The 18,395-nt window shown below is 69.2% G+C and carries 17 protein-coding genes and 2 pseudogenes; 13 read left to right on the plus strand and 6 right to left on the minus strand.

From position 1 onward, the window contains the following. Positions 1-2 precede the first annotated feature (2 nt). A complete protein-coding gene (gene ispG, locus AC37TH_RS17765) occupies positions 3-1,157 on the plus strand; it encodes a flavodoxin-dependent (E)-4-hydroxy-3-methylbut-2-enyl-diphosphate synthase (protein ID WP_490765674.1) in 1,155 nt (384 codons plus the stop codon). 88 nt (positions 1,158-1,245) lie between these two features. After that, positions 1,246-1,923, plus strand: coding sequence for an SGNH/GDSL hydrolase family protein (locus tag AC37TH_RS17770; protein WP_490765675.1), 678 nt, complete (start codon positions 1,246-1,248; stop codon positions 1,921-1,923). Positions 1,924-1,926: 3 nt separating this feature from the next. Here AC37TH_RS17770 and AC37TH_RS17775 read toward each other — a convergent pair whose 3' ends face one another. Together AC37TH_RS17775 and AC37TH_RS17780 are read right to left on the minus strand one after the other, a co-directional pair. Further along, the gene (locus tag AC37TH_RS17775; RefSeq protein ID WP_490766084.1) at positions 1,927-2,193 is read right to left on the minus strand and encodes a hypothetical protein; all 267 of its coding nucleotides are present in this window, start codon (positions 2,191-2,193) and stop codon (positions 1,927-1,929) included. A 132-nt stretch (positions 2,194-2,325) separates the two neighbouring features. Further along, a pseudogene (locus tag AC37TH_RS17780) lies at positions 2,326-3,356 on the minus strand (RNB domain-containing ribonuclease); the annotation flags it as partial. Between the two features lie 160 nt (positions 3,357-3,516). Here AC37TH_RS17780 and AC37TH_RS17785 point away from each other — a divergent pair. Both AC37TH_RS17785 and AC37TH_RS17790 read left to right on the plus strand, forming a co-directional pair. Next, positions 3,517-5,310 (plus strand): proline--tRNA ligase, encoded by a 1,794-nt coding sequence (locus AC37TH_RS17785; protein WP_490765676.1) that lies wholly within the window; start codon positions 3,517-3,519, stop codon positions 5,308-5,310. A gap of 130 nt (positions 5,311-5,440) precedes the next feature. Then, positions 5,441-6,385: an endonuclease domain-containing protein gene (locus tag AC37TH_RS17790; protein ID WP_490765677.1), complete on the plus strand. Its 945-nt coding sequence runs from the start codon at positions 5,441-5,443 to the stop codon at positions 6,383-6,385. A 15-nt stretch (positions 6,386-6,400) separates the two neighbouring features. Here AC37TH_RS17790 and AC37TH_RS17795 read toward each other — a convergent pair whose 3' ends face one another. Then, positions 6,401-7,189, minus strand: coding sequence for a DUF1206 domain-containing protein (locus tag AC37TH_RS17795; RefSeq protein WP_490765678.1), 789 nt, complete (start codon positions 7,187-7,189; stop codon positions 6,401-6,403). A gap of 107 nt (positions 7,190-7,296) precedes the next feature. On the opposite strand from AC37TH_RS17795, the gene nusA reads away from it, so the two are divergent. The 4 genes and pseudogenes from nusA (at position 7,297) to rbfA (ending at position 12,165) form a co-directional block, all read left to right on the plus strand. Then, complete coding sequence (gene nusA / locus AC37TH_RS17800) at positions 7,297-8,307, plus strand: transcription termination factor NusA (RefSeq protein ID WP_490765679.1); 1,011 nt, start codon at positions 7,297-7,299, stop codon at positions 8,305-8,307. A gap of 127 nt (positions 8,308-8,434) precedes the next feature. After that, positions 8,435-8,713 (plus strand): YlxR family protein, encoded by a 279-nt coding sequence (locus AC37TH_RS17805; RefSeq protein WP_490765680.1) that lies wholly within the window; start codon positions 8,435-8,437, stop codon positions 8,711-8,713. An 83-nt stretch (positions 8,714-8,796) separates the two neighbouring features. Next, positions 8,797-11,638: pseudogene (gene infB / locus AC37TH_RS17810) on the plus strand (translation initiation factor IF-2). A gap of 86 nt (positions 11,639-11,724) precedes the next feature. Next, the gene (gene rbfA / locus AC37TH_RS17815; protein ID WP_490765681.1) at positions 11,725-12,165 is read left to right on the plus strand and encodes a 30S ribosome-binding factor RbfA; all 441 of its coding nucleotides are present in this window, start codon (positions 11,725-11,727) and stop codon (positions 12,163-12,165) included. Between the two features lie 91 nt (positions 12,166-12,256). On the opposite strand, the gene AC37TH_RS17820 is transcribed toward rbfA, so the two are convergent. After that, positions 12,257-13,141 (minus strand): HhH-GPD family protein, encoded by an 885-nt coding sequence (locus AC37TH_RS17820; protein WP_490765682.1) that lies wholly within the window; start codon positions 13,139-13,141, stop codon positions 12,257-12,259. 42 nt (positions 13,142-13,183) lie between these two features. Here AC37TH_RS17820 and AC37TH_RS17825 point away from each other — a divergent pair, with 42 nt between their 5' ends. Next, complete coding sequence (locus tag AC37TH_RS17825) at positions 13,184-13,771, plus strand: nucleoside/nucleotide kinase family protein (protein ID WP_490765683.1); 588 nt, start codon at positions 13,184-13,186, stop codon at positions 13,769-13,771. A gap of 18 nt (positions 13,772-13,789) precedes the next feature. Here the strand turns inward: AC37TH_RS17825 and AC37TH_RS17830 are convergent, their stop codons facing one another. Both AC37TH_RS17830 and AC37TH_RS17835 read right to left on the minus strand, forming a co-directional pair. After that, positions 13,790-14,791, minus strand: coding sequence for a ketopantoate reductase family protein (locus AC37TH_RS17830; RefSeq protein WP_490765684.1), 1,002 nt, complete (start codon positions 14,789-14,791; stop codon positions 13,790-13,792). Between the two features lie 102 nt (positions 14,792-14,893). Continuing rightward, positions 14,894-16,369: a DHA2 family efflux MFS transporter permease subunit gene (locus AC37TH_RS17835; protein WP_490765685.1), complete on the minus strand. Its 1,476-nt coding sequence runs from the start codon at positions 16,367-16,369 to the stop codon at positions 14,894-14,896. 139 nt (positions 16,370-16,508) lie between these two features. Here AC37TH_RS17835 and AC37TH_RS17840 point away from each other — a divergent pair, with 139 nt between their 5' ends. The 4 genes from AC37TH_RS17840 to AC37TH_RS17855 are packed head-to-tail and all read left to right on the plus strand — an operon-like array spanning position 16,509 to position 18,341. Continuing rightward, the gene (locus tag AC37TH_RS17840) at positions 16,509-16,769 is read left to right on the plus strand and encodes a TetR/AcrR family transcriptional regulator (protein ID WP_490766085.1); all 261 of its coding nucleotides are present in this window, start codon (positions 16,509-16,511) and stop codon (positions 16,767-16,769) included. A 44-nt stretch (positions 16,770-16,813) separates the two neighbouring features. Beyond that, positions 16,814-17,071 carry a hypothetical protein gene (locus AC37TH_RS17845; RefSeq protein WP_490765686.1) on the plus strand — a complete coding sequence of 86 codons (258 nt, stop codon included), beginning with the start codon at positions 16,814-16,816 and terminating at the stop codon, positions 17,069-17,071. Next, entirely contained in the window at positions 17,068-17,976 is a 909-nt protein-coding gene (gene truB, locus AC37TH_RS17850) for a tRNA pseudouridine(55) synthase TruB (protein WP_490765687.1), read from the plus strand. The genes AC37TH_RS17845 and truB overlap by 4 nt, the downstream gene beginning before the upstream one ends. Further along, positions 17,973-18,341: a hypothetical protein gene (locus AC37TH_RS17855; RefSeq protein WP_490765688.1), complete on the plus strand. Its 369-nt coding sequence runs from the start codon at positions 17,973-17,975 to the stop codon at positions 18,339-18,341. Before truB ends, AC37TH_RS17855 begins: the two co-directional genes overlap by 4 nt. The last annotated feature ends 54 nt before the right edge of the window (positions 18,342-18,395 follow it).

The following is an 18,395-nucleotide window of genomic DNA, read 5'->3' on the forward strand; positions in this document are numbered from 1 at the left end:
ACGTGGCAGCTATCAACCTGGGGATGCCGAAGGTTCCCGAAACACTCGCACCCCGTCGCAAGTCCCGTCAGATCAAGGTCGGCAAGGTCCTCGTCGGCGGAGACGCTCAGATCAGCGTCCAGTCCATGACGACGACGCCGACCACCAACATCAACGCGACCCTCCAGCAGATCGCCGAACTCACCGCGTCCGGCTGCGACATCGTGCGTGTCGCCGTCCCGAGCAGGGACGACGCCGAGGCGCTGCCGATCATCGCGAAGAAGAGCCAGATCCCGGTCATCGCCGACATCCACTTCCAGCCGAACTACGTATACGCGGCGATCGACGCCGGTTGCGCGGCCGTCCGTGTCAACCCGGGCAACATCCGCAAGTTCGACGACCAGGTCGGCAAGATCGCCGCAGCGGCGAAGGCCGCCGGCGTCTCGCTGCGCATCGGCGTCAACGCCGGATCGCTGGAGCCGAGCCTGCTGCAGAAGTACGGCAAGGCCACTCCAGAGGCACTCGTCGAGAGCGCCGTCTGGGAGGCGAGCCTGTTCGAGGAGCACGACTTCCACGACTTCAAGATCTCGGTCAAGCACAACGACCCGATCGTCATGGTCAAGGCATACCGCCTGCTCGCCGAGCGAGGCGACTGGCCCCTCCACCTCGGCGTGACGGAAGCCGGCCCGGAGTTCCAGGGCACCATCAAGTCGGCCACCGCGTTCGGCATCCTGCTCTCCGAGGGAATCGGAGACACCATCCGCGTCTCGCTCTCCGCGCCCCCGGCGCAGGAGGTCAAGGTGGGTCTGCAGATCCTGCAGTCGCTCAACCTGCGCGAGCGCAAGCTCGAAATCGTGTCGTGCCCGAGCTGCGGGCGCGCCCAGGTGGATGTCTACAAGCTCGCCAACGACGTCACCTCCGGGCTCGAAGGCATGAGCGTGCCCCTGCGCGTGGCGGTCATGGGCTGTGTCGTCAACGGTCCTGGCGAGGCGCGCGAGGCGGACCTCGGTGTCGCCTCCGGCAATGGCAAGGGCCAGATCTTCGTCAAGGGAGAGGTCATCAAGACCGTTCCGGAGGCGGAGATCGTGCAGACGCTGATCGCCGAGGCCAACCGGCTCGCGGCCGAGATGCCGGACGCGACATCGGGCGAGCCGACCGTCACGGTCGGCGCTCACTAGGGCGGCGCCCACAAGGTCCGCTGGTCGCGGTCGCGCATCCACAGCGTCGTCATAGGCGACCCATAGCGTCGCGGCCTATCGTGCCGTTATGAGCTTTTCCCGGGCGGTCAGACTGTCGGCTTTCGCCGCAGGGCTGTCACTCGCTTTCGTGTCGGCGGCATCCGGTGCACAGGCGGCCCCGACGATCGTCTCGCGTGTGACGGACGCGTCGGCGGATGGACCGGTGGTGGTCGCGATCGGCGACTCGATCATGGAGGGGCACGGCCTCGACCCGGCGCAGGCGTGGCCGGCGCTGCTGGCGGGGGAGGACGACTGGCGCCTCACCAACCTGGCGAGCGACGGATCCGGATTCGTGACCGTCGGCGACAACGGCGACACGTTCGCCGACCAAGTGCACGCCGCGGTGTCGCTGCGTCCGTCGGTGGTCATCGTGTCCGGCAGCAGCAACGACCTCGGCGAATCGGATGCGGCGATCGCCCGCGCGACGGATTCGGCGCTCAGCGCACTCCGGGCGGCACTGCCTCACGCCGAGATCATCGCGGTCAGCCCGGTCTGGAACGACACGGCAGAACCGGATCAGCTCCGCACGATCGACCAGGATGTGGTCAAGACGGCAGCGTCCATCGGCGCCGTCGACCTCGACATCGGCCAGCCGCTCGACGGGCAACGGGAACTGGTGCAGAGCGACGACGTTCATCCGACAGCCGAAGGCCAAGTGGCGATCGCCGCCGCCGTTGCGCGGGCGCTCGGGCACGCCGGCGCCTAGGCGTCAGACCACCACCAGCTCCACCCGGCCGTTCGGGATGCTCACCGACAGCAACCGGACCGGAACCACCGTTCCCGGCAGCACGGCGTCCGGGCGCGGCATCGACGCGACCACGGCAGGCTCTGTGAGCTGCACCGTCATGTCGCCGTTCCTGATCGCGAGCACGGTCGCTTCGAACTCGTCGCCGATCCTGTCGCTGAGCAGCGCGGCCTCCACCCTGTCGACGCTGGCGGCGCCGAGCTGCGACGCCACCCTGGACGACGTGCCCATGATCGCCGGAAGCTCGCCGAGCGACGCCGTCGCCCACTCAGGAACAGGGGTTCCGGCGCAGAGCGCTTCGCAGATCACGAGCACCCAGCGGTCGACGAGCCTGCGCAGCGGCGCCGTCGCGTGGGCGTACGGGGCGGCGACGGCCGACTGCCGCGGATCGTCGGGGGCCGTGCCGTCCATCACCACATAGCCTGCGCCGCGGAACAGCCCTGTCGCCGCCTGCATCACAGCGAGGGCGCGGGGGTCGTCGTGGTCCAGGGTGCGCAGATACTCGCCGTAGGAGACGTCCTGGGGCCAGGGGAGACCCAGCGCGGCCGTCTGCGCACGGAACGCGGCGACGGCGTCGTCGCCGGGCGGCGGCATCGTGCGCAGGATGCCGATCCGCGCGTCCAGCATCAGGCGCGCCGCCGCCATGCCCGTCAGCAGCGAGATCTGCGCGTTCCACTCCTCGACGGGGAGCGGAGCGCGTCGTTCGAGCGTGTACGCGCCGTCGCGGAGGACGATCTCCTCATCCGGTGCGTTCAGGCTCGCGCCGCCGCGGTCGCGCTCGCACTGGATGCGCAGCAGACCGACCTCTTTCAGCAGCGCGAGGGTCTCGGGGCCGGCGCCGTCTGCGTCGATGGCGCCCTGGGCCTCCGCGTACGTCCACTGCCGACGCGACCTGACCCTGGCGCGCGCGACCTCGACCGAGCGCTGCTGCCCGTCGGCGCCGAGCGTCAACTCCCAGACGAACGCGCCGCGATCCACCCCGGAAGCAGCGAACCGGCGTGCTCGCCGATCGCCGCCGGGTGCAACGGGATGCGCCCGTCCGCCGCGTAGATCGTCTGCCCGCGCCTGCGCGCCTCGCCGTCGACCGCGCCACCCGGACGCACGAGGGCCGGAACATCGGCGATCGCATAGCGGACCAGGAAGCCCTCTCCCGTCCGCTCGATCTGCACGGCCTGGTCGAGGTCGGTCGAGCCGTCCGGGTCGATGGTGATGAACTCGACATCGGTCAGGTCGCGGCCCGGCAGGAGCAGCGTGCCCGCCGCGTCCTCCGCCTCGACCACGACGGGAGCGGGGAACGCCTCGGGGAGATCGAGAGACGAGCGGAGCGCTGCGAGCGCCGTCGCCAGCTCGCTCTGCGCGGCGGAAGCGGTGACGTGCGTTCTGCGGTCCGGCATGGGGTCAGCCTATGCCGGGCCGCCGACGCGGAACGGGGCTGGGCGGAACGGGGCAGGCGTGCATCCGGGTCGGCGTGCATCCGGTCGGCGTGCATCCGGTCGGCGCGCATCCGGAATCGGGGCAACATCGGCCGTCGCCGCCTCCGTCTAACATGGAACGGTGCCTACACGCCTGACGAACTACTTCCTCCGCACCCTCCGTGAAGACCCCTCCGACGCCGAGGTCACCAGCCACAGGCTGCTGGTTCGCGCCGGATACATCCGGCGCCAGGCGCCAGGCATCTTCGCCTGGCTGCCGCTCGGCCTTCGCGTGAAGGCGAAGATCGAGGCGATCATCCGCGAGGAGATGTCCGCCGCAGGAGCGCACGAGGTGCACTTCCCCGCCCTGCTTCCGCGCGAGCCGTACGAGGTCACCGGTCGCTGGGAGGAGTACGGCGACGGCCTGTTCCGTCTCAAGGACCGCAAGGGCGCCGACTACCTGCTCGCGCCGACGCACGAAGAGGCGTTCACGCTGCTGGTGAAAGACCTGTACTCCAGCTACAAAGACCTGCCGCTGGCCATCTACCAGATCCAGGACAAGTACCGCGACGAGGCACGGCCCCGCGCCGGCCTCCTGCGCGGCCGCGAGTTCACGATGAAGGACGCGTACACGTTCGACTACACGGACGCCGGGCTCGACGTCAGCTACCAGGCGCAGCGCGACGCGTACGAGCGCATCTTCACCAGGCTCGGGCTGTCGTACGTGATCGTGCAGGCCGACGCCGGTGCGATGGGCGGATCGCGCAGCGAGGAGTTCCTGCACCCGACCGTCGTCGGCGAGGACACCTTCGTGCGCTCCGACGGCGGATACGCGGCCAATGTGGAGGCGTTCACGACCGTCGCCCCCGCCGCACGCTCCTACGAGAAGCTGACGCCGCAGGAGGTGCTCGACACCCCTAACACGCCGACCATCCAGACCCTGGTAGACGTCGCCAACGAAAAGCACCCCCGGCCGGACGGCCGGCTGTGGACGGCGGCGGACACGCTCAAGAACGTCGTGCTGGCTCTCACGCACCTGGACGGAACGCGCGAGCTGGTCGTCGTCGGCCTGCCCGGCGACCGCGAGGTCGAGCTGAAGCGTGCAGAGGTGGCGTTCGCGCCCGCCGAGGTGGAGCCCGCCACAGAGGCCGACTTCGCGAAGCACCCCGGGCTCGTGAAGGGGTACATCGGACCGTGGGGCGCCGACGGCGCCGTGCTCGGCGAAGAGTCGACGACAGGCATCCGGTTCCTGGTCGACCCGCGCGTGTCAGACGGCTCAGGCTGGATCACCGGCGCGAACGTCCACGGCAAGCACGTCTTCGGGCTCGTCGCCGGGCGTGACTTCGCCTGGGACGGCACCGTGGAGGTCGCCGACGTCAAGCCGGGCGATCCTGCGCCGGACGGCTCCGGCCCCGTCGAGCTCGCCCGCGGTATGGAGATCGGCCACGTCTTCCAGCTCGGCCGCAAGTACGCGGAAGCGCTCGGACTCAAGGTGCTCGACGAGAACGGCAAGCTGGTCACGGTCACGATGGGCTCGTACGGGATCGGCGTCACGCGCATCCTGGCGATCATCGCCGAGGAGAACAACGACGAGAAGGGCCTGATCTGGCCGGAGTCCGTCGCGCCGTTCGACGTGCACGTCGTCGCCGCCGGACGCGACCAGCTCGCGTTCGACGTCGCAGAAGAGGTGACGGCGAGCCTGGAGGCAGCCGGCCTGGACGTGCTGCTGGACGACCGGCCCAAGGTCTCGCCCGGCGTGAAGTTCGGCGACGCCGAGCTGATCGGCGTTCCGCACGTGCTCGTCGTCGGCCGCGGCGCGGCGGACGGCGAGGTGGAGCTGTGGAACCGCGCCACCGGCGCGCGCGCCACGCTGCCGATCGCCGACGCGCTCGCGTCGCTCACGTCGCCAGAGTCGCTCGCCGCGCGAGGCGCCTAGCCGTCGACTCGTGCGAAAAGTGCGGTCGAGCACGCTGTGACCGCACTTTTCGCACGAGTCCACAGGCGTGGTTATCCCCAGAAACACGGGATGCGCGCCGCGCTCCGCCGCGGACGGCGATCGTGGATGCATGACTCAGGCACACGCGCTCCCGCAGGAATTACATAACGCACCGTTCGGCACCCGCACGGCCATCGCCGGCGGCGTCACTCCGCGACGGCTGCGGGCGCGAGACGTGCACCATCCGTTCCACGGGGTGAACCGCACGAGCGAGGCGCACGCCCTGATCGACCGTATCCGCACCTATCACGCGCGGATGCTGGCCGGACAGGTGTTCAGCCACGAGACGGCGGCGGCCCTGTATGGGTTCCCGCTGCCGGATGGTGAGCGCCACGCGGAGCTGCACGTGAGTGTCCCGTTCCCGCGAACGCCTCCGCGCGCCGTCGGCGTGCGCGGCCACAGCATCGCGGGAGTTGAACCGTGCACGGCGCGCGGGATGCCCGTCTGCTCAGCCGTACAGGTCTGGCAGCAGCTCGGCGCCTCGCTGTCCGGAGAAGAGCTGGTCGCGATCGGCGACCATATCGTGGGTGCGCGAGCCCGGGATGCGCTGGCGACCGCCGACGAACTCCGAGCCGCCGCTGCGGCGACCAGGACGGCGGGGGCGTCCGCGATGCGGTGGGCTGCCGAGCGCATCCGGTTCGGGGCGGACTCGCGTCCGGAGAGCCTGCTGCGGCTGGCTCTGGCCGAGGCGGGGCTGGGGGAGCCGGCAGTGAACCCGCCGGTGCTGCTCGGTGGGCGGCTGGTGCACCCGGACCTGGTGTACTTCGGGCAGCAGGTGGTGCTCGAATACGAGGGCGACGGCCACCGCACGGACGCTGCGCAGTGGCACGCCGACATCGCGCGGCATGAGGCGATGGTCGTCGACGGATGGCGCGTCGTCCGCGTCACGCGCCGCGATCTGTTCGTGGACCGCCCCGCGTTCCTGCAGGGTGTGGGACTCGTGTTGTCGGCTCGTGCGAAAGGTGCGGTCGGGACGCCGTCCACCGCACCTTTCGCACGATTCGAGCCCGGCTAGCCCGCCGAATGGCGGCTAGAGGCGGACGGCGACGGCCCGCACACACCAGAAGACGCCGTAGGCGATCAGGCCGACGGCGATCAGGATGAGAAGGAAGACGCCGAACGGGAGCTGCGTGAGCGACTTCAGCGCTCCGTCGAGGCCGCCGGACTTGCCGGGGTCGTACGTCACCGCACTGGTGACGACCAGTCCGCCGACGATGCCGAGGGCGACGCCCTTGGCGATGTAGCCGATGCGGCCGAGGGTCGTCGTGACGCCGGCCAAGGCGTTCGGCGGCAGGCGCAGGCCCCGCTCGAAGCGGTGGGTGACGCCGTTGACGATGAAGCCGATCCCGACGGCCACGATCGCGAGACCGATCGCGGCGAGGACGAAGACACCGCCGGGCAGTGCGAGCAGACGCGCGCTCGCGGTCTTCTCGGATGACGATGAGTGGGAGCCGCCGCCGGAGGCGATGGAGATCGCCGTCACGGCGAGCACCGCATAGACGACGCCCTTGGCGATCTCGGTCACCTTCTGGATCGCCTTGTGCGCCACGACCGTCTGCAGGATCTGCCACAGCGCGAGCGCGATCAGTCCGACGATCACCGCCCACACCACGAAAAGCCCACCCGGCACGGCCACGAGCGCCTGCAGGGCACCCGACTGGTCGGCATTGCTGCCGCCGCCCGCGCCGAACGCGACGGCCAGAGCGATCACGCCGATCAGGATGTGCAGGATGCCGATGGCCGCATTTCCGACCCTGGCGAGGATGCGGACCGCCGGGTTGCGTTCGACGCGTCTGGCGGCAGACGTGGGGGAGGTCATGTATCGGAACGGTACCCCCGTTCCGGCAGGTCGGATCATCGGGTACCGTAGTTAGTCGAGTCCGTCGCGCTGAACGCGGCGGCGAGATCTGAATAGAGGAGGCCGGCATGGACATCGACCTCAGCGTCTTGCGTCTCATGGAACGCGAGCGAGAGATACCCTTCGACGAGCTGGTGCAGATCATCGAGCAGGCGATTCTGACCGCCTACCTGAAGCACACGGACCAGGCCGACCACCGCCACGGGCACACGACGGAGGAGCCGCCGGCAGCGCGCGTGCACCTCGACCGCAAGACCGGTCACGTCTCCGTGTTCGTCCCTGAGCTGGACGACGAGGGCAACGTCATCGGCGAGGCGGAGGACAGCCCGAGCGACTTCGGTCGCATCGCGGCGTTCGCCGCCAAGCAGGTCATCAACCAGCGCCTCCGCGACATCGCGGACGACGCCGTGCTCGGCGAGTTCCGCGGCAGGGAGGGCGACATCGTCGCCGGCGTCATCCAGCAGGGGCCCAACCCGCGGATGATCCACGTCGACCTCGGCAGTGTCGAGGCGATTCTGCCTCCGGAGGAGCAGGTGCCAGGCGAGGAGTACACGCACGGGTCGCGCATCCGGGTGTACGTGACGAGTGTGTCGAAGGGGCTGAAGGGTCCGCAGATCACGGTCTCCCGCACGCACCCCGCGCTCGTGCGCAAGCTGTTCGCGCTCGAGGTCCCGGAGATCGCGAGCGGTGTCGTCGAGATCGTGTCGCTCGCCCGCGAGGCAGGGCACCGCACCAAGATCGCCGTCCGCGCGACCGAGCCGGGTGTGAACGCCAAGGGCGCGTGCATCGGCGAGCTCGGACAGCGTGTCAGGGCCGTCACCGCGGAGCTGAACAACGAGAAGATCGACATCGTCGACTACTCGCCGGACCTCGCCACGTTCGTGTCGAGCGCTCTGTCGCCCGCGAAGGTCACCAGCGCGTTCGTCATCGACGAGTCGCTCAAGGCCGTCCGTGCGCTCGTGCCCGACTACCAGCTGTCGCTCGCCATCGGCAAAGAGGGGCAGAACGCTCGTCTCGCCGCGAAACTGACGGGCGCGAAGATCGACATCCAGCCCGACTCGATCCTGGACAAAGAATGAGGTCGGGATGGATGGCGATGCCCGACTCGATCCTGGACAAAGAATGAGGTCGGGATGGATGGCGATGCCCGACTCGATCCGCGACAAGGAGTAGTCGCGCCCGACCTCGGTTGTGCGCGGGTGTAGGATGGAAGCTGTTAGAACGTGCGTCGGATGCCGTTCTCGCGCTCCCCGATCCTCTCTTCTGAGGGTCGTCGCCCAGAACTCGAAAATCGTGGTGGACCATTCCGCCACGCTTTCTGGGCGAGGTGCGTGGCTGCATCCGGTCGTCGAGTGTCTCGACAAAGCCCTGCAGAGGCGCGCCTTCGGGCGGGCCCTCAAGGTCGACGGAATGCTCGATACGACGGCCATCCAGGCCGCACTTGAAGAGAACAGGCTGAACGGCACAGTGAACTCAAATGAGTGACAACTAATGAGCGGCTCGAAATGAGACCCGTCCGTAACTAACGGTCTGCCCTGCTAGGGGTAGACCCCCTAGACAGGAGAATTGTGGCTGCAAAACCACGCGTACACGAGGTCGCTACCGAACTCGGCGTCGACAGCAAGATCGCACTTGCAAAATTGAAAGAGATGGGCGAGTTCGTCAAGGGCCCGTCCTCCAGCATCGAACCGCCGGTGGCGCGCAAGCTTCGCGCAGCCCTCGAGGCGGACGGCTTCACGGCCGACAAGGCTGCCGCGGCAGCAACGGAGCACAAGGCGGCCGCGCCGAAGTCCTCGGCTCCGACGCCGGGCGCGACGCGTCCGTCGTCCGCTCCGAACCCGGGCGGCACCGCACCCAAGCCGGCAGCACCCCTGTCCGTCGCCGAGCGCCAGGCGCTCGCTGAGCAGAAGGCGGCGGCTGAGAAGGCCGAAGCCGACAAGGCAGCAGCAGACGCCAAGGCGGCGGCCGAGAAGGCAGCGCCGGCCGAGGCGGAAGCAGCGGCACCGGCCGACGCCCCGTCGGACGCCGTCAAGCCGAACACCCCGCGTCCTGCAGGCGGAAACGCCGCAGGAAGCAGCAGCATCCCGCGTCCGGGCGCTCCGCGTCCGGGCAACAACCCGTTCGCGTCCAACCAGGGCATGGGCCAGCGTCCGAGCGCTCCTCGTCCGGGCAACAACCCGTTCGCGAGCTCGCAGGGCATGGGCCAGCGTCCGTCGCCGGGTAACATCCCGCGTCCGACGCCCCCGCGTCCCGGTTCGCCGCGTCCCGGCGCTCCCGGAGCAGGCGGCAATCGCCCCGGCCAGCGTCCCGGCGGAGCAGGCGGAAGCCGTCCCGGCTTCCAGCAGCGCCCGGGTAGCGGCGGTGGAGCAGGAGCCGGCGCAGGCGCCGGTGGTGGCTTCCAGCGTCCAGGCGGCGGCTTCGGCGGCCCGCGTCCCGCGGGTGGCGGCGGCGGTCGTGGCCGCGGACCGGGCGGTGGAACCGCTGGTGCGTTCGGTCGCGGTGGCGGCAAGAGCAAGGCCCGCAAGTCGAAGCGCGCCAAGAGGCAGGAATTCGAGCTGAGGGAAGCTCCGTCGCTGGGCGGCGTGAGCGTACCCCGTGGCGACGGCAACACCATCGTCCGGCTGCGCCGCGGTGCATCCATCTCGGACTTCGCCGACAAGATCGACGCGAGCCCCGGCAACCTGGTCACCGTCCTGTTCCACCTCGGTGAGATGGCCACGGCGACCGAGTCCCTCGACGAGGCCACGTTCGGCGTGCTGGGCGAAGAGCTCGGCTACAAGGTGCAGATCGTGTCCCCGGAGGACGAGGACAAGGAGCTGCTCGAAGGCTTCGACATCGACCTCGACCAGGAGCTCGAGGACGAGACAGACGAAGACCTTGAGATCCGTCCCCCCGTCGTCACCGTCATGGGTCACGTCGACCACGGTAAGACGCGTCTTCTCGACGCGATCCGCAACGCGAACGTCGTTGCGGGCGAGGCCGGCGGCATCACCCAGCACATCGGTGCCTACCAGGTGTGGACCGAGCACGAGAACATCGAGCGCGCCATCACCTTCATCGACACCCCTGGTCACGAGGCGTTCACCGCCATGCGTGCCCGTGGTGCGCAGGTCACCGACATCGCGATCCTCGTGGTCGCGGCGGACGACGGCATCATGCCGCAGACCATCGAGGCGCTCAACCACGCTCAGGCGGCCGGTGTGCCGGTCGTGGTCGCGGTGAACAAGATCGACAAGCCGGACGCCAACCCGGCCAAGGTGCGCCAGCAGCTCACCGAGTTCGGTCTGGTCGCCGAGGAGTACGGCGGAGACGTCATGTTCGTCGACGTGTCTGCGCGGAACAACATCGGCATCCAGGACCTTATGGACGCCGTGCTGCTCACGGCGGACGCCGGGCTCGACCTGCGCTCCAACCCCAACAAGGATGCGCGCGGTATCGCGATCGAGGCCAAGCTCGACAAGGGCCGCGGTGCTGTTGCGACCGTGCTCATCCAGTCGGGAACGCTGCGCGTCGGAGACTCGATCGTCGCCGGTACGGCTTACGGCCGCGTCCGTGCGATGGTCGACGAGAACGGCGACGCCGTTCACGAGGCGTACCCGTCGCGTCCGGTGCAGGTTCAGGGTCTCTCGAGTGTTCCGCGAGCCGGTGACACCTTCCTCGTCACCGAGGAGGACCGCACCGCCCGTCAGATCGCCGAGAAGCGAGAGGCTGCCGAGCGCAACGCCATGCTGGCGAAGTCGCGCAAGCGCATCTCGCTGGAAGACTTCACCCGTGCTCTGGAAGAGGGCAAGGTCGAGGCGCTCAACCTCATCATCAAGGGCGACGTGTCCGGTGCCGTAGAGGCGCTGGAGGAGTCGCTCATGAAGATCGAGGTCGACGACTCGGTCCAGCTCCGCATCCTGCACCGCGGCGTCGGCGCGATCACCGAGTCGGACATCGACCTGGCGACCATCGACAACGCGATCGTGATCGGCTTCAACGTCCGCCCGGACGTCAAGGCCCGCGAGCGTGCCGCCCGCGAGGGTGTGGATGTGCGCTTCTACTCGGTCATCTACAACGCGATCGACGACATCGAAGAGCTCGCTCAAGGGCATGCTCAAGCCGGAGTTCGAAGAGATCCAGTCCGGTGTGGCCGAGATCCGCGAGGTGTTCCGCTCCTCCAAGTTCGGCAACATCGCCGGTGTCATCGTCCGCTCCGGAACGATCACGCGCAACGCGAAGGCGCGCGTCATCCGCGACGGCGTCGTGGTGGGGGACAACCTCGCCATCGAGTCGCTGCGCCGGTTCAAAGACGACGTCACCGAGGTGCGCACGGACTTCGAAGCCGGTATCGGCCTCGGCAAGTTCAACGACATCCAGATCGGCGACGAGATCGAGACGACCGAAATGCGGGAGAAGCCCCGCGTCTAGGCATGGACACGAGGTCCGGAGGGTTCGCCTTCCGGGCCTCGTCCCATCCCAGGCTGGTGGCATCACAGCAGTGAAGGAGAGACAACATGGCTGATCCGGCACGCGCGAGGAAGCTCGCGGACAGAATCAAGGTCATCATCGCCAAGCGGCTCGAACGCGGCGTCCGCGATCCCCGCATGGGCTTCGTGACGATCACGGATGTGCAGGTGACAGGCGACCTGCAGCACGCGTCGGTGTTCTACACGGTCTACGGCACCGACGAGGAACGCGCGGACACCGCAGCCGCCCTCGCGGCGGCGACCGGAATGCTGCGCAGCGAGGTCGGCAAGAACATCACGGCACGGCTGACGCCGTCGCTGGAGTTCATCCTGGATGCGATCCCGGAGAACGCGGCCCACATCGAAGACCTGCTGCGCGAGGCGCGGCAGCGCGACACCGAGGTGGCCGGCCTGGCCGCCGGCGCAGCATACGCCGGCGACGAAGACCCCTACGTCAAGCCCCGCGAAGACGAGGACGACGAGGACTAGTTCCCCCCGCCCCTAGCCCCAAGCAATCGAGCCCGCAGTGGTTCCCGTTATCCGAGCCGGATACCGAGACGAACTGGGGGCTCGATCGCGGTTAAGGGAGGGTATAGCCGGAGCCGGTGGGGGAGCGGACGGCGAGACCGTCGGCCAGGAGGCCGGCGAGCGCGCGGTCGCGCTGCGCGGCGTCCGGCCAGACGGACTCGATCTCGGCCGGTGTGACCGGGATGTGGGAGGCGCGCAATTCGGCGAGGATCAGGCCGCGCACCTGGCGGTCGCTGCCCTCGTACTTCTTCTGCACGGCCTTCGTCGGGCCGTCGTAGGCGGGGTAGCCCGCCTGCCGCCACGCGCACAGGTCGGCGAGCGGGCAGGCGTCGCAGCGCGGCGTCCTGGCGACGCAGACGAGAGCGCCGAGCTCCATCATCCCGGCGTTGAAGGCGGCGGCTGCCGCGCGGTCGGCGGGGAGCAGCGCCTCCATTGCCGTGAGGTCGCGCTTGGACGGCGGGGGCGGTTCGCCCTGGCCGTCGACGGCGCGCGCGATGACCCTCCGGATGTTCGTGTCGACCACCGGATGCCGGTCGCCGTACGCGAACACCGCGACGGCGCGCGCGGTGTAATCGCCGATCCCCGGGAGGGCGAGCAGCGCATCCACGTCGTCGGGGACGATGCCGCCGTGCCGCTCGGTGATGGCGACGGCGCAGGCGTGCAGCCAGAGCGCGCGGCGCGGGTAGCCGAGCGACTGCCAGGCGCGCACGGCCTCTCCGGGCGGGACGGCGGCGAGGTCGGCGGGGGTGGGCCAGCGGGTCAGCCACTCCTCCAGGCGCGGGATGACACGACTCACCGGGGTCTGCTGCAGCATGAACTCACTGACCAGGGTGCCCCAGGCGGTGAAGCCGTCCCTGCGCCACGGCAGGTCGCGGCGGTTGGTGTGGAACCAGTCGATGACGGAGGCGGAGAACGAGTTCTGCTCCGCATCCACCATGATCCCAGCGTAATCGGTGCGTCGGCGGCCTAGGCTCGTGCCATGAAGCTTCCACCGACGCCGCGCGTCCTGTTCCTCCGCGAACTGGTCGGCGAGGTGACGCGCAGTTACGGTCACGGCCGCACGATCGTGGCCGTGGACGGCGTCGAGGACACCGGGACGTTCGCCCACGATTTCGCCGAGGTGTTCCGCGAGGCGGGTTACGACACGTTCCGGGCGTCGATGGATGACTTCCACCGGCCGCGCGCCGACCGCACCAGGCTCGGCCCGGAGTCCGCGCTCGACTACTACCGCGGCGCGTTCGACTACGTCACGTTCCGGCGGGTGCTGATCGACCCGTACCGGATGGCGGGGAGCACCGGGTTCCAGACGGCGGCGTTCGACGAGCGACGGGATGTGCCTGTCGAGAGCCGGTGGGAGACGACCGGCCAGGATGCGGTGCTCGTGGTCGACGGCGAGTTCCTGCTCCGGCCGGAACTGCGCGGCATCTGGCATTACTCGGTGGCGCTGGTGAACACGCCTCAGGACCCGATCTACGAGAACGACGCGGAACCGAGGGTGTGGGCGAGCGCGCTGGTGGACGACAGCGACCCGGCGCTGCCCAAGCGGGTGTTCGCGGACAGCTGCTAGCCCACCCGTCGGTCAGCGCTACAGGACCGCGCGCATCCGGTCGATCACGGCGGCCGGTTCGATGAAGGCGCGGGTGCGCTCCACCTCGTGCACCAGGCCGACGATGGCGGCGTTGATCGGCGCTTCGCGTCCGAGTTCGTGGGCTTCGCCGACGACGGCGCCGTTGAGGTAGTCGATCTCGGTGAGCTGGCCGCGCCGGATGCTCTGCAGCGTCGATCCGGGGTTGGGGGTGGCGCCCATCCGGCGCTTCATCGTCAGGAGAACGGCCTGCCCCGCCCACAGCGGGGAGGCGGCGACGAATCGCAGGATGCCGTTGCTGAGCCCCTGGATGCTGCCGTACCGGATGCCGCGGTCGAAGCCGACCCGCACCGCCTCGCGCATGCTCGCGGTGACGATGCGGCGGAGTCCGCGGTCGGCGATCGCATCCTGGGCGCTGAGCCCAGTGATGGCGGGCATGGCGTTGATCTGGTTGACGATGAGCTTGGTCCACTGGGCGCCGTCGAAGTTGTCGACGGCGAAGGTCGGCATGGCGGCGTCGAGGACGCGCGTGGCGAAGACCGCGGCCTCCGGCGGCTCTCCGCTTCCCGCGCCGAGGTAGGTGTTGGCCGCGGTGGTCACCGTGACGCGGCCGGGGGAGAGGAAGCTCGCGGCGTAGAGGGCGAGTGCGCCGACGCAGTCGGAGCCGGGGAGCATCGTCGCGGCCTGACACAGACCGCTGAGGCCGTTCTGCACGACGACCACGGGGATGCCGCCGAGGAGGTGCTGATTCTCGCGGATGGCGGCCGCCGCATCCTGTGCTTTGGTGCAGAGGAATGCGAGCTCCGGCTGGGTGCGCAGGAGCTCGTCGGCGTCGACCCTCGCGGTGTGGGAGCCCCAGGCTCCGTCGAGGCGGAGGCCGTCCGCGCGGATCGCGGCGAGCTGGGCGCCGCGCGCCGTGACCTCGACCTGGTGGCCGACGCGGTCGAGCAGCGCTGCGATCGTGCCGCCGATGGCTCCTGCTCCGATGACGCCGATCCGCATCCCCTCAGCCTATCCGCGAACGAGTGGTCCCGAATTGCCGTGTGCGCACGTTGCGCACGGCAATTCGGGACCACTCGATGCTGGCGGGAGGCGCGGTTGGGCCTACTCGACGAGGGCGGCGGCCTCCGGGGAGCCCTCGGCGGCGGCGGCCTCCGTGATCTCGTGCTCCGGGTCCGGGGCGGCGCCACGGCGGCGGCGGATGATGCCGGAGGGGAGGAAGAGCGAGATCACCGCGGCGAGGGCGAGGACACCGGCCCCGACCCAGACGGCCGGGATGGCCGCATCCACGTAGCCGGTCGGGGTGAGCGTGCCGCCCGCTCCGGTGAAGACGGCGGTGAGGACGGCCACGCCGAGGGCGACGCCGATCTCGCGGAGGGTGGAGTTGGTGCCCGATGCTTTCGCGTGGTCGTCCGGCTTCATGTTGGCGAGCACCGCGGTCGAGCTGGGGGCGAAGACGAGACCCATGCCGATGCCGGCGAGCGCGAACGGCGGCCACATGGCCGAGTACGCGATGTCGGCGGAGAGGGTCGAGGCGATCCAGCCCATCGCGACGGCCAGCAGCGTCAGGCCGACCAGGATGGGCAGCCGGGTGCCGGTGCGTCCGGAGACGAGGCCGGTGAGCGGGGCGACCACCATCGGGGCGAGCGTCCACGGCATCGTCATCACACCGGCTTCGAGCGGGGTGTGTCCCTGCACCACCTGCAGGAACTGGATGAGGATGAACACCGCCCCGAAGATGCCGAAGCTGAACGTCACACCGACGAGGTTCGCCACGGTGAAGCTGCGGTCGCGGAACAGTCGCAGCGGCAGCAGCGGGGCGGAGGCGCGTCCCTCCCAGAACACGAACGCCAGGAGCAGCACCGTGCCGGCGATCAGCGAGCCGAGCACCTCGAAGCTGTCCCAGCCCGCGTCGTTGCCACGGACGATGCCGTAGACGATCCCGAGGACGCCCGGACCGGCGAGCAGGAGGCCGACGATGTCGGCGCGCACCCGCTTGCCGAAGCTGTTCGGCAGGGCGGCGAGCACGAGCGGCACGGCGATGATGCCGAGCGGCACGTTCAGCCAGAAGATCGCCTGCCAGTTCCAGCCCTGCACTACTGCGCCGCCGATCAGCGGTCCGGTGGCGACGCCGAGGCCGGAGATGCCGCCCCAGATGCCGATGGCGGCCGGGCGCATCTTGAGGCTGACGCTGCCCGCGAGCAGGGTGAGGGAGAGCGGCATGAGCGCTGCGGCACCGACGCCCTGCACTGCGCGGGCCAGGATGAGCATCGTCGGGTCGGTGGCGAGGGCGCTGGCGGCGGAGGCGAGCGTGAAGATGACGATGCCGCTGAGGAAGACGGTGCGGCGGCCGAACCGGTCGCCGAGTGCGACGGCCATCAGCATGAAGGTGGCGAAGCTGAGGGTGTACGCGTTGATGACCCATTGCAGCTGCTCGATGGAGGCGCTGAGGTCCTTCGCGATCACGGGCAGGGCGCTGGTGACGACGAGGTTGTCGAGGGTCGCCATGAACATCGGGAGCGATGCGGCGACGATGGCCAGCCAGATCGGGATGCGGCGGGTGGTGGAGGGGGACGACATGCTGCACATCCTGTCGATGTCGCTGGAATGTTGTTATCGGATGATTACAACACGGTCGACATTAGTAATCAACTGATAACCTGTCAAGCGTGACCGACAAGATCAGTGAACGAATCCCGGCCGGGGAGCGGAAGAGCAGATCCTCGCCGCCGCCAGCCTCGTCTTCGGGGAGCGCGGCTATTTCGGGGCGACCACCGACCAGATCGCGAAGGCGGCCGGCATCAGCCAGCCATACGTGGTGCGGATGTTCGGCAGCAAGGAGAACCTCTTCGTCGAGGTGCTCTCCGCGCGCTCGACAAGCTCCTGGTCGCGTTCACGGAGACCATCGACGACTGGAAGGCCGACGGTTCGCCCGACGACCAGATCGGCCGTCTGCTCGGCACCGCGTACGTCAACCTGATCGAAGACCGCGGGCTGCTGCTGTCGCTGATGCAGGCGTTCAGCATGGGACACGACCCCGTCATCGGCGAGAAGGCCAGGAACGGCTTCATCGCGATCTACCGCCTGCTGCGCGACGACGCGGGCTTCGACCCCGAGCGCGTGCGCACCTTCCTCGCGGAGGGCATGCTGCTCAACACCCTCCTCGGTCTGCGCCTGCCGGAGAAGTACGGCCTGGACGAGGCGGCGACCGAACTGCTGGAGTGCACCTTCCAGACCAAGTTGCAGCTGGTGCTCGACGTCGTCGGCGAGAAGAGCGCATGACGGGCTCCGGCATCCTGCTCGTCGACAAACCGCAGGGCTGGACGAGTCACGACATCGTCGCGCGCACCAGGCGCCTGGCCGGCACGCGCAAGGTGGGGCACGCCGGCACGCTCGACCCGATGGCGACGGGACTCCTGATCGTCGGCCTCAACTCGTCCACGCGGCTGCTCACGTACATCGTCGGCACCGACAAGGAATACCTCGCGACCATCCGCCTCGGCGCGTCCACCACGACAGACGACGCGGAAGGCGAGATCGTCGACGAGGCGGCACCGGATGCGGTGGCAGCGGTCACCGACGACGCCATCCGCTCCGGCGTCGCTGCCCTCACCGGCGAGATCGAGCAGGTGCCCAGCTCGGTGAGCGCGATCAAGGTCGACGGCAAACGCGCGTATGCGCGGGTGCGAGCGGGAGAGGAGGTCGTGCTGAAGGCGCGGCCGGTCACCGTCTCCGAATTCGAGGTGCTCGACCAGCGGAGGCTGCCGGCGGCGATCGACGTCGACGTGCGCGTGGTCTGCTCGTCCGGCACGTACATCCGGTCGCTCGCCCGCGACCTCGGCGCCGGTCTCGGCGTGGGAGGGCACCTCACGGCGCTGCGGCGGACCAGGGTCGGCTCGTTCCGCGTGGAGGACGCAACGCCGATAGAGTCGCTCGACGTCGCCTCGGCGCTCGTCCCCGCCGTCGACGCGGCCACGACACTGTTCGAGCGGTTCGACCTCACGGAGCAGGAGGCCATCGACCTGACCCACGGGAAACGCATCCACGTGGCTGACAGGGAGAATGGGGAGGGTGTGCCGCTCGCGGCCATCGCACCGACCGGCCACCTGGTGGGACTCATCGAGTTCCGTGGAAAGGAAGCAAGAACCCTCGTGAACTTCCCGACAGACGAGATCGCCACCGCATGATCGAGTGGTTCACGGCGGTCCAGGTGATCGTCGCCGTCGTCGCCGGCCTGCTCTGCATCGTGCTCGGATTCGCCGGTCGTCTGCCCGGCGACGTCAGCATGGGCGCCGTCGCGCTCGTGGAGGTGCTGCTGGTGGCCCAGCTGGTGGTGACCATCGTCGCGCCCCTGGTCGGCAACGAGCCGAGCGGCAGCCTGCCCGAGTTCTACATCTACCTGATCTCCGCGCTCATCCTGCCGTTGGCTGGAGGGTTCTGGGCGCTGATCGAGCGCAACAAGTGGTCGACCGTCATCCTGGGCGGCGTCTGCCTCGCGATCGCCGTGATGGTGTACCGGATGGGCCAGATCTGGTTCGTGCAGGGCGCCTGAACCCAGCCAGGGATGCGCTGTGCAGGAGCAACCGCGCGGCGAGAATAGAATCGT

This window comes from Leifsonia sp. McL0627 (assembly GCF_058244615.1).

Excerpts from the sequence above, each read along its gene's own strand:
- AC37TH_RS17825 (WP_490765683.1), top strand. The coding sequence starts at position 13,184 with ATGAAGCTTCCACCGACGCCGCGCGTCCTGTTCCTCCGCGAACTGGTC.
- AC37TH_RS17790 (WP_490765677.1), top strand. The coding sequence starts at position 5,441 with ATGACTCAGGCACACGCGCTCCCGCAGGAATTACATAACGCACCGTTC.
- AC37TH_RS17770 (WP_490765675.1), top strand. The coding sequence starts at position 1,246 with ATGAGCTTTTCCCGGGCGGTCAGACTGTCGGCTTTCGCCGCAGGGCTG.
- AC37TH_RS17830 (WP_490765684.1), bottom strand. The coding sequence starts at position 14,791 with ATGCGGATCGGCGTCATCGGAGCAGGAGCCATCGGCGGCACGATCGCA.
- AC37TH_RS17775 (WP_490766084.1), bottom strand. The coding sequence starts at position 2,193 with ATGGGCACGTCGTCCAGGGTGGCGTCGCAGCTCGGCGCCGCCAGCGTC.
- AC37TH_RS17855 (WP_490765688.1), top strand. The coding sequence starts at position 17,973 with ATGATCGAGTGGTTCACGGCGGTCCAGGTGATCGTCGCCGTCGTCGCC.
- truB (WP_490765687.1), top strand. The coding sequence starts at position 17,068 with ATGACGGGCTCCGGCATCCTGCTCGTCGACAAACCGCAGGGCTGGACG.
- AC37TH_RS17820 (WP_490765682.1), bottom strand. The coding sequence starts at position 13,141 with ATGGTGGATGCGGAGCAGAACTCGTTCTCCGCCTCCGTCATCGACTGG.
- AC37TH_RS17805 (WP_490765680.1), top strand. The coding sequence starts at position 8,435 with ATGGAAGCTGTTAGAACGTGCGTCGGATGCCGTTCTCGCGCTCCCCGA.
- AC37TH_RS17845 (WP_490765686.1), top strand. The coding sequence starts at position 16,814 with ATGGGACACGACCCCGTCATCGGCGAGAAGGCCAGGAACGGCTTCATC.
- AC37TH_RS17795 (WP_490765678.1), bottom strand. The coding sequence starts at position 7,189 with ATGACCTCCCCCACGTCTGCCGCCAGACGCGTCGAACGCAACCCGGCG.
- AC37TH_RS17835 (WP_490765685.1), bottom strand. The coding sequence starts at position 16,369 with ATGTCGTCCCCCTCCACCACCCGCCGCATCCCGATCTGGCTGGCCATC.
- nusA (WP_490765679.1), top strand. The coding sequence starts at position 7,297 with ATGGACATCGACCTCAGCGTCTTGCGTCTCATGGAACGCGAGCGAGAG.
- rbfA (WP_490765681.1), top strand. The coding sequence starts at position 11,725 with ATGGCTGATCCGGCACGCGCGAGGAAGCTCGCGGACAGAATCAAGGTC.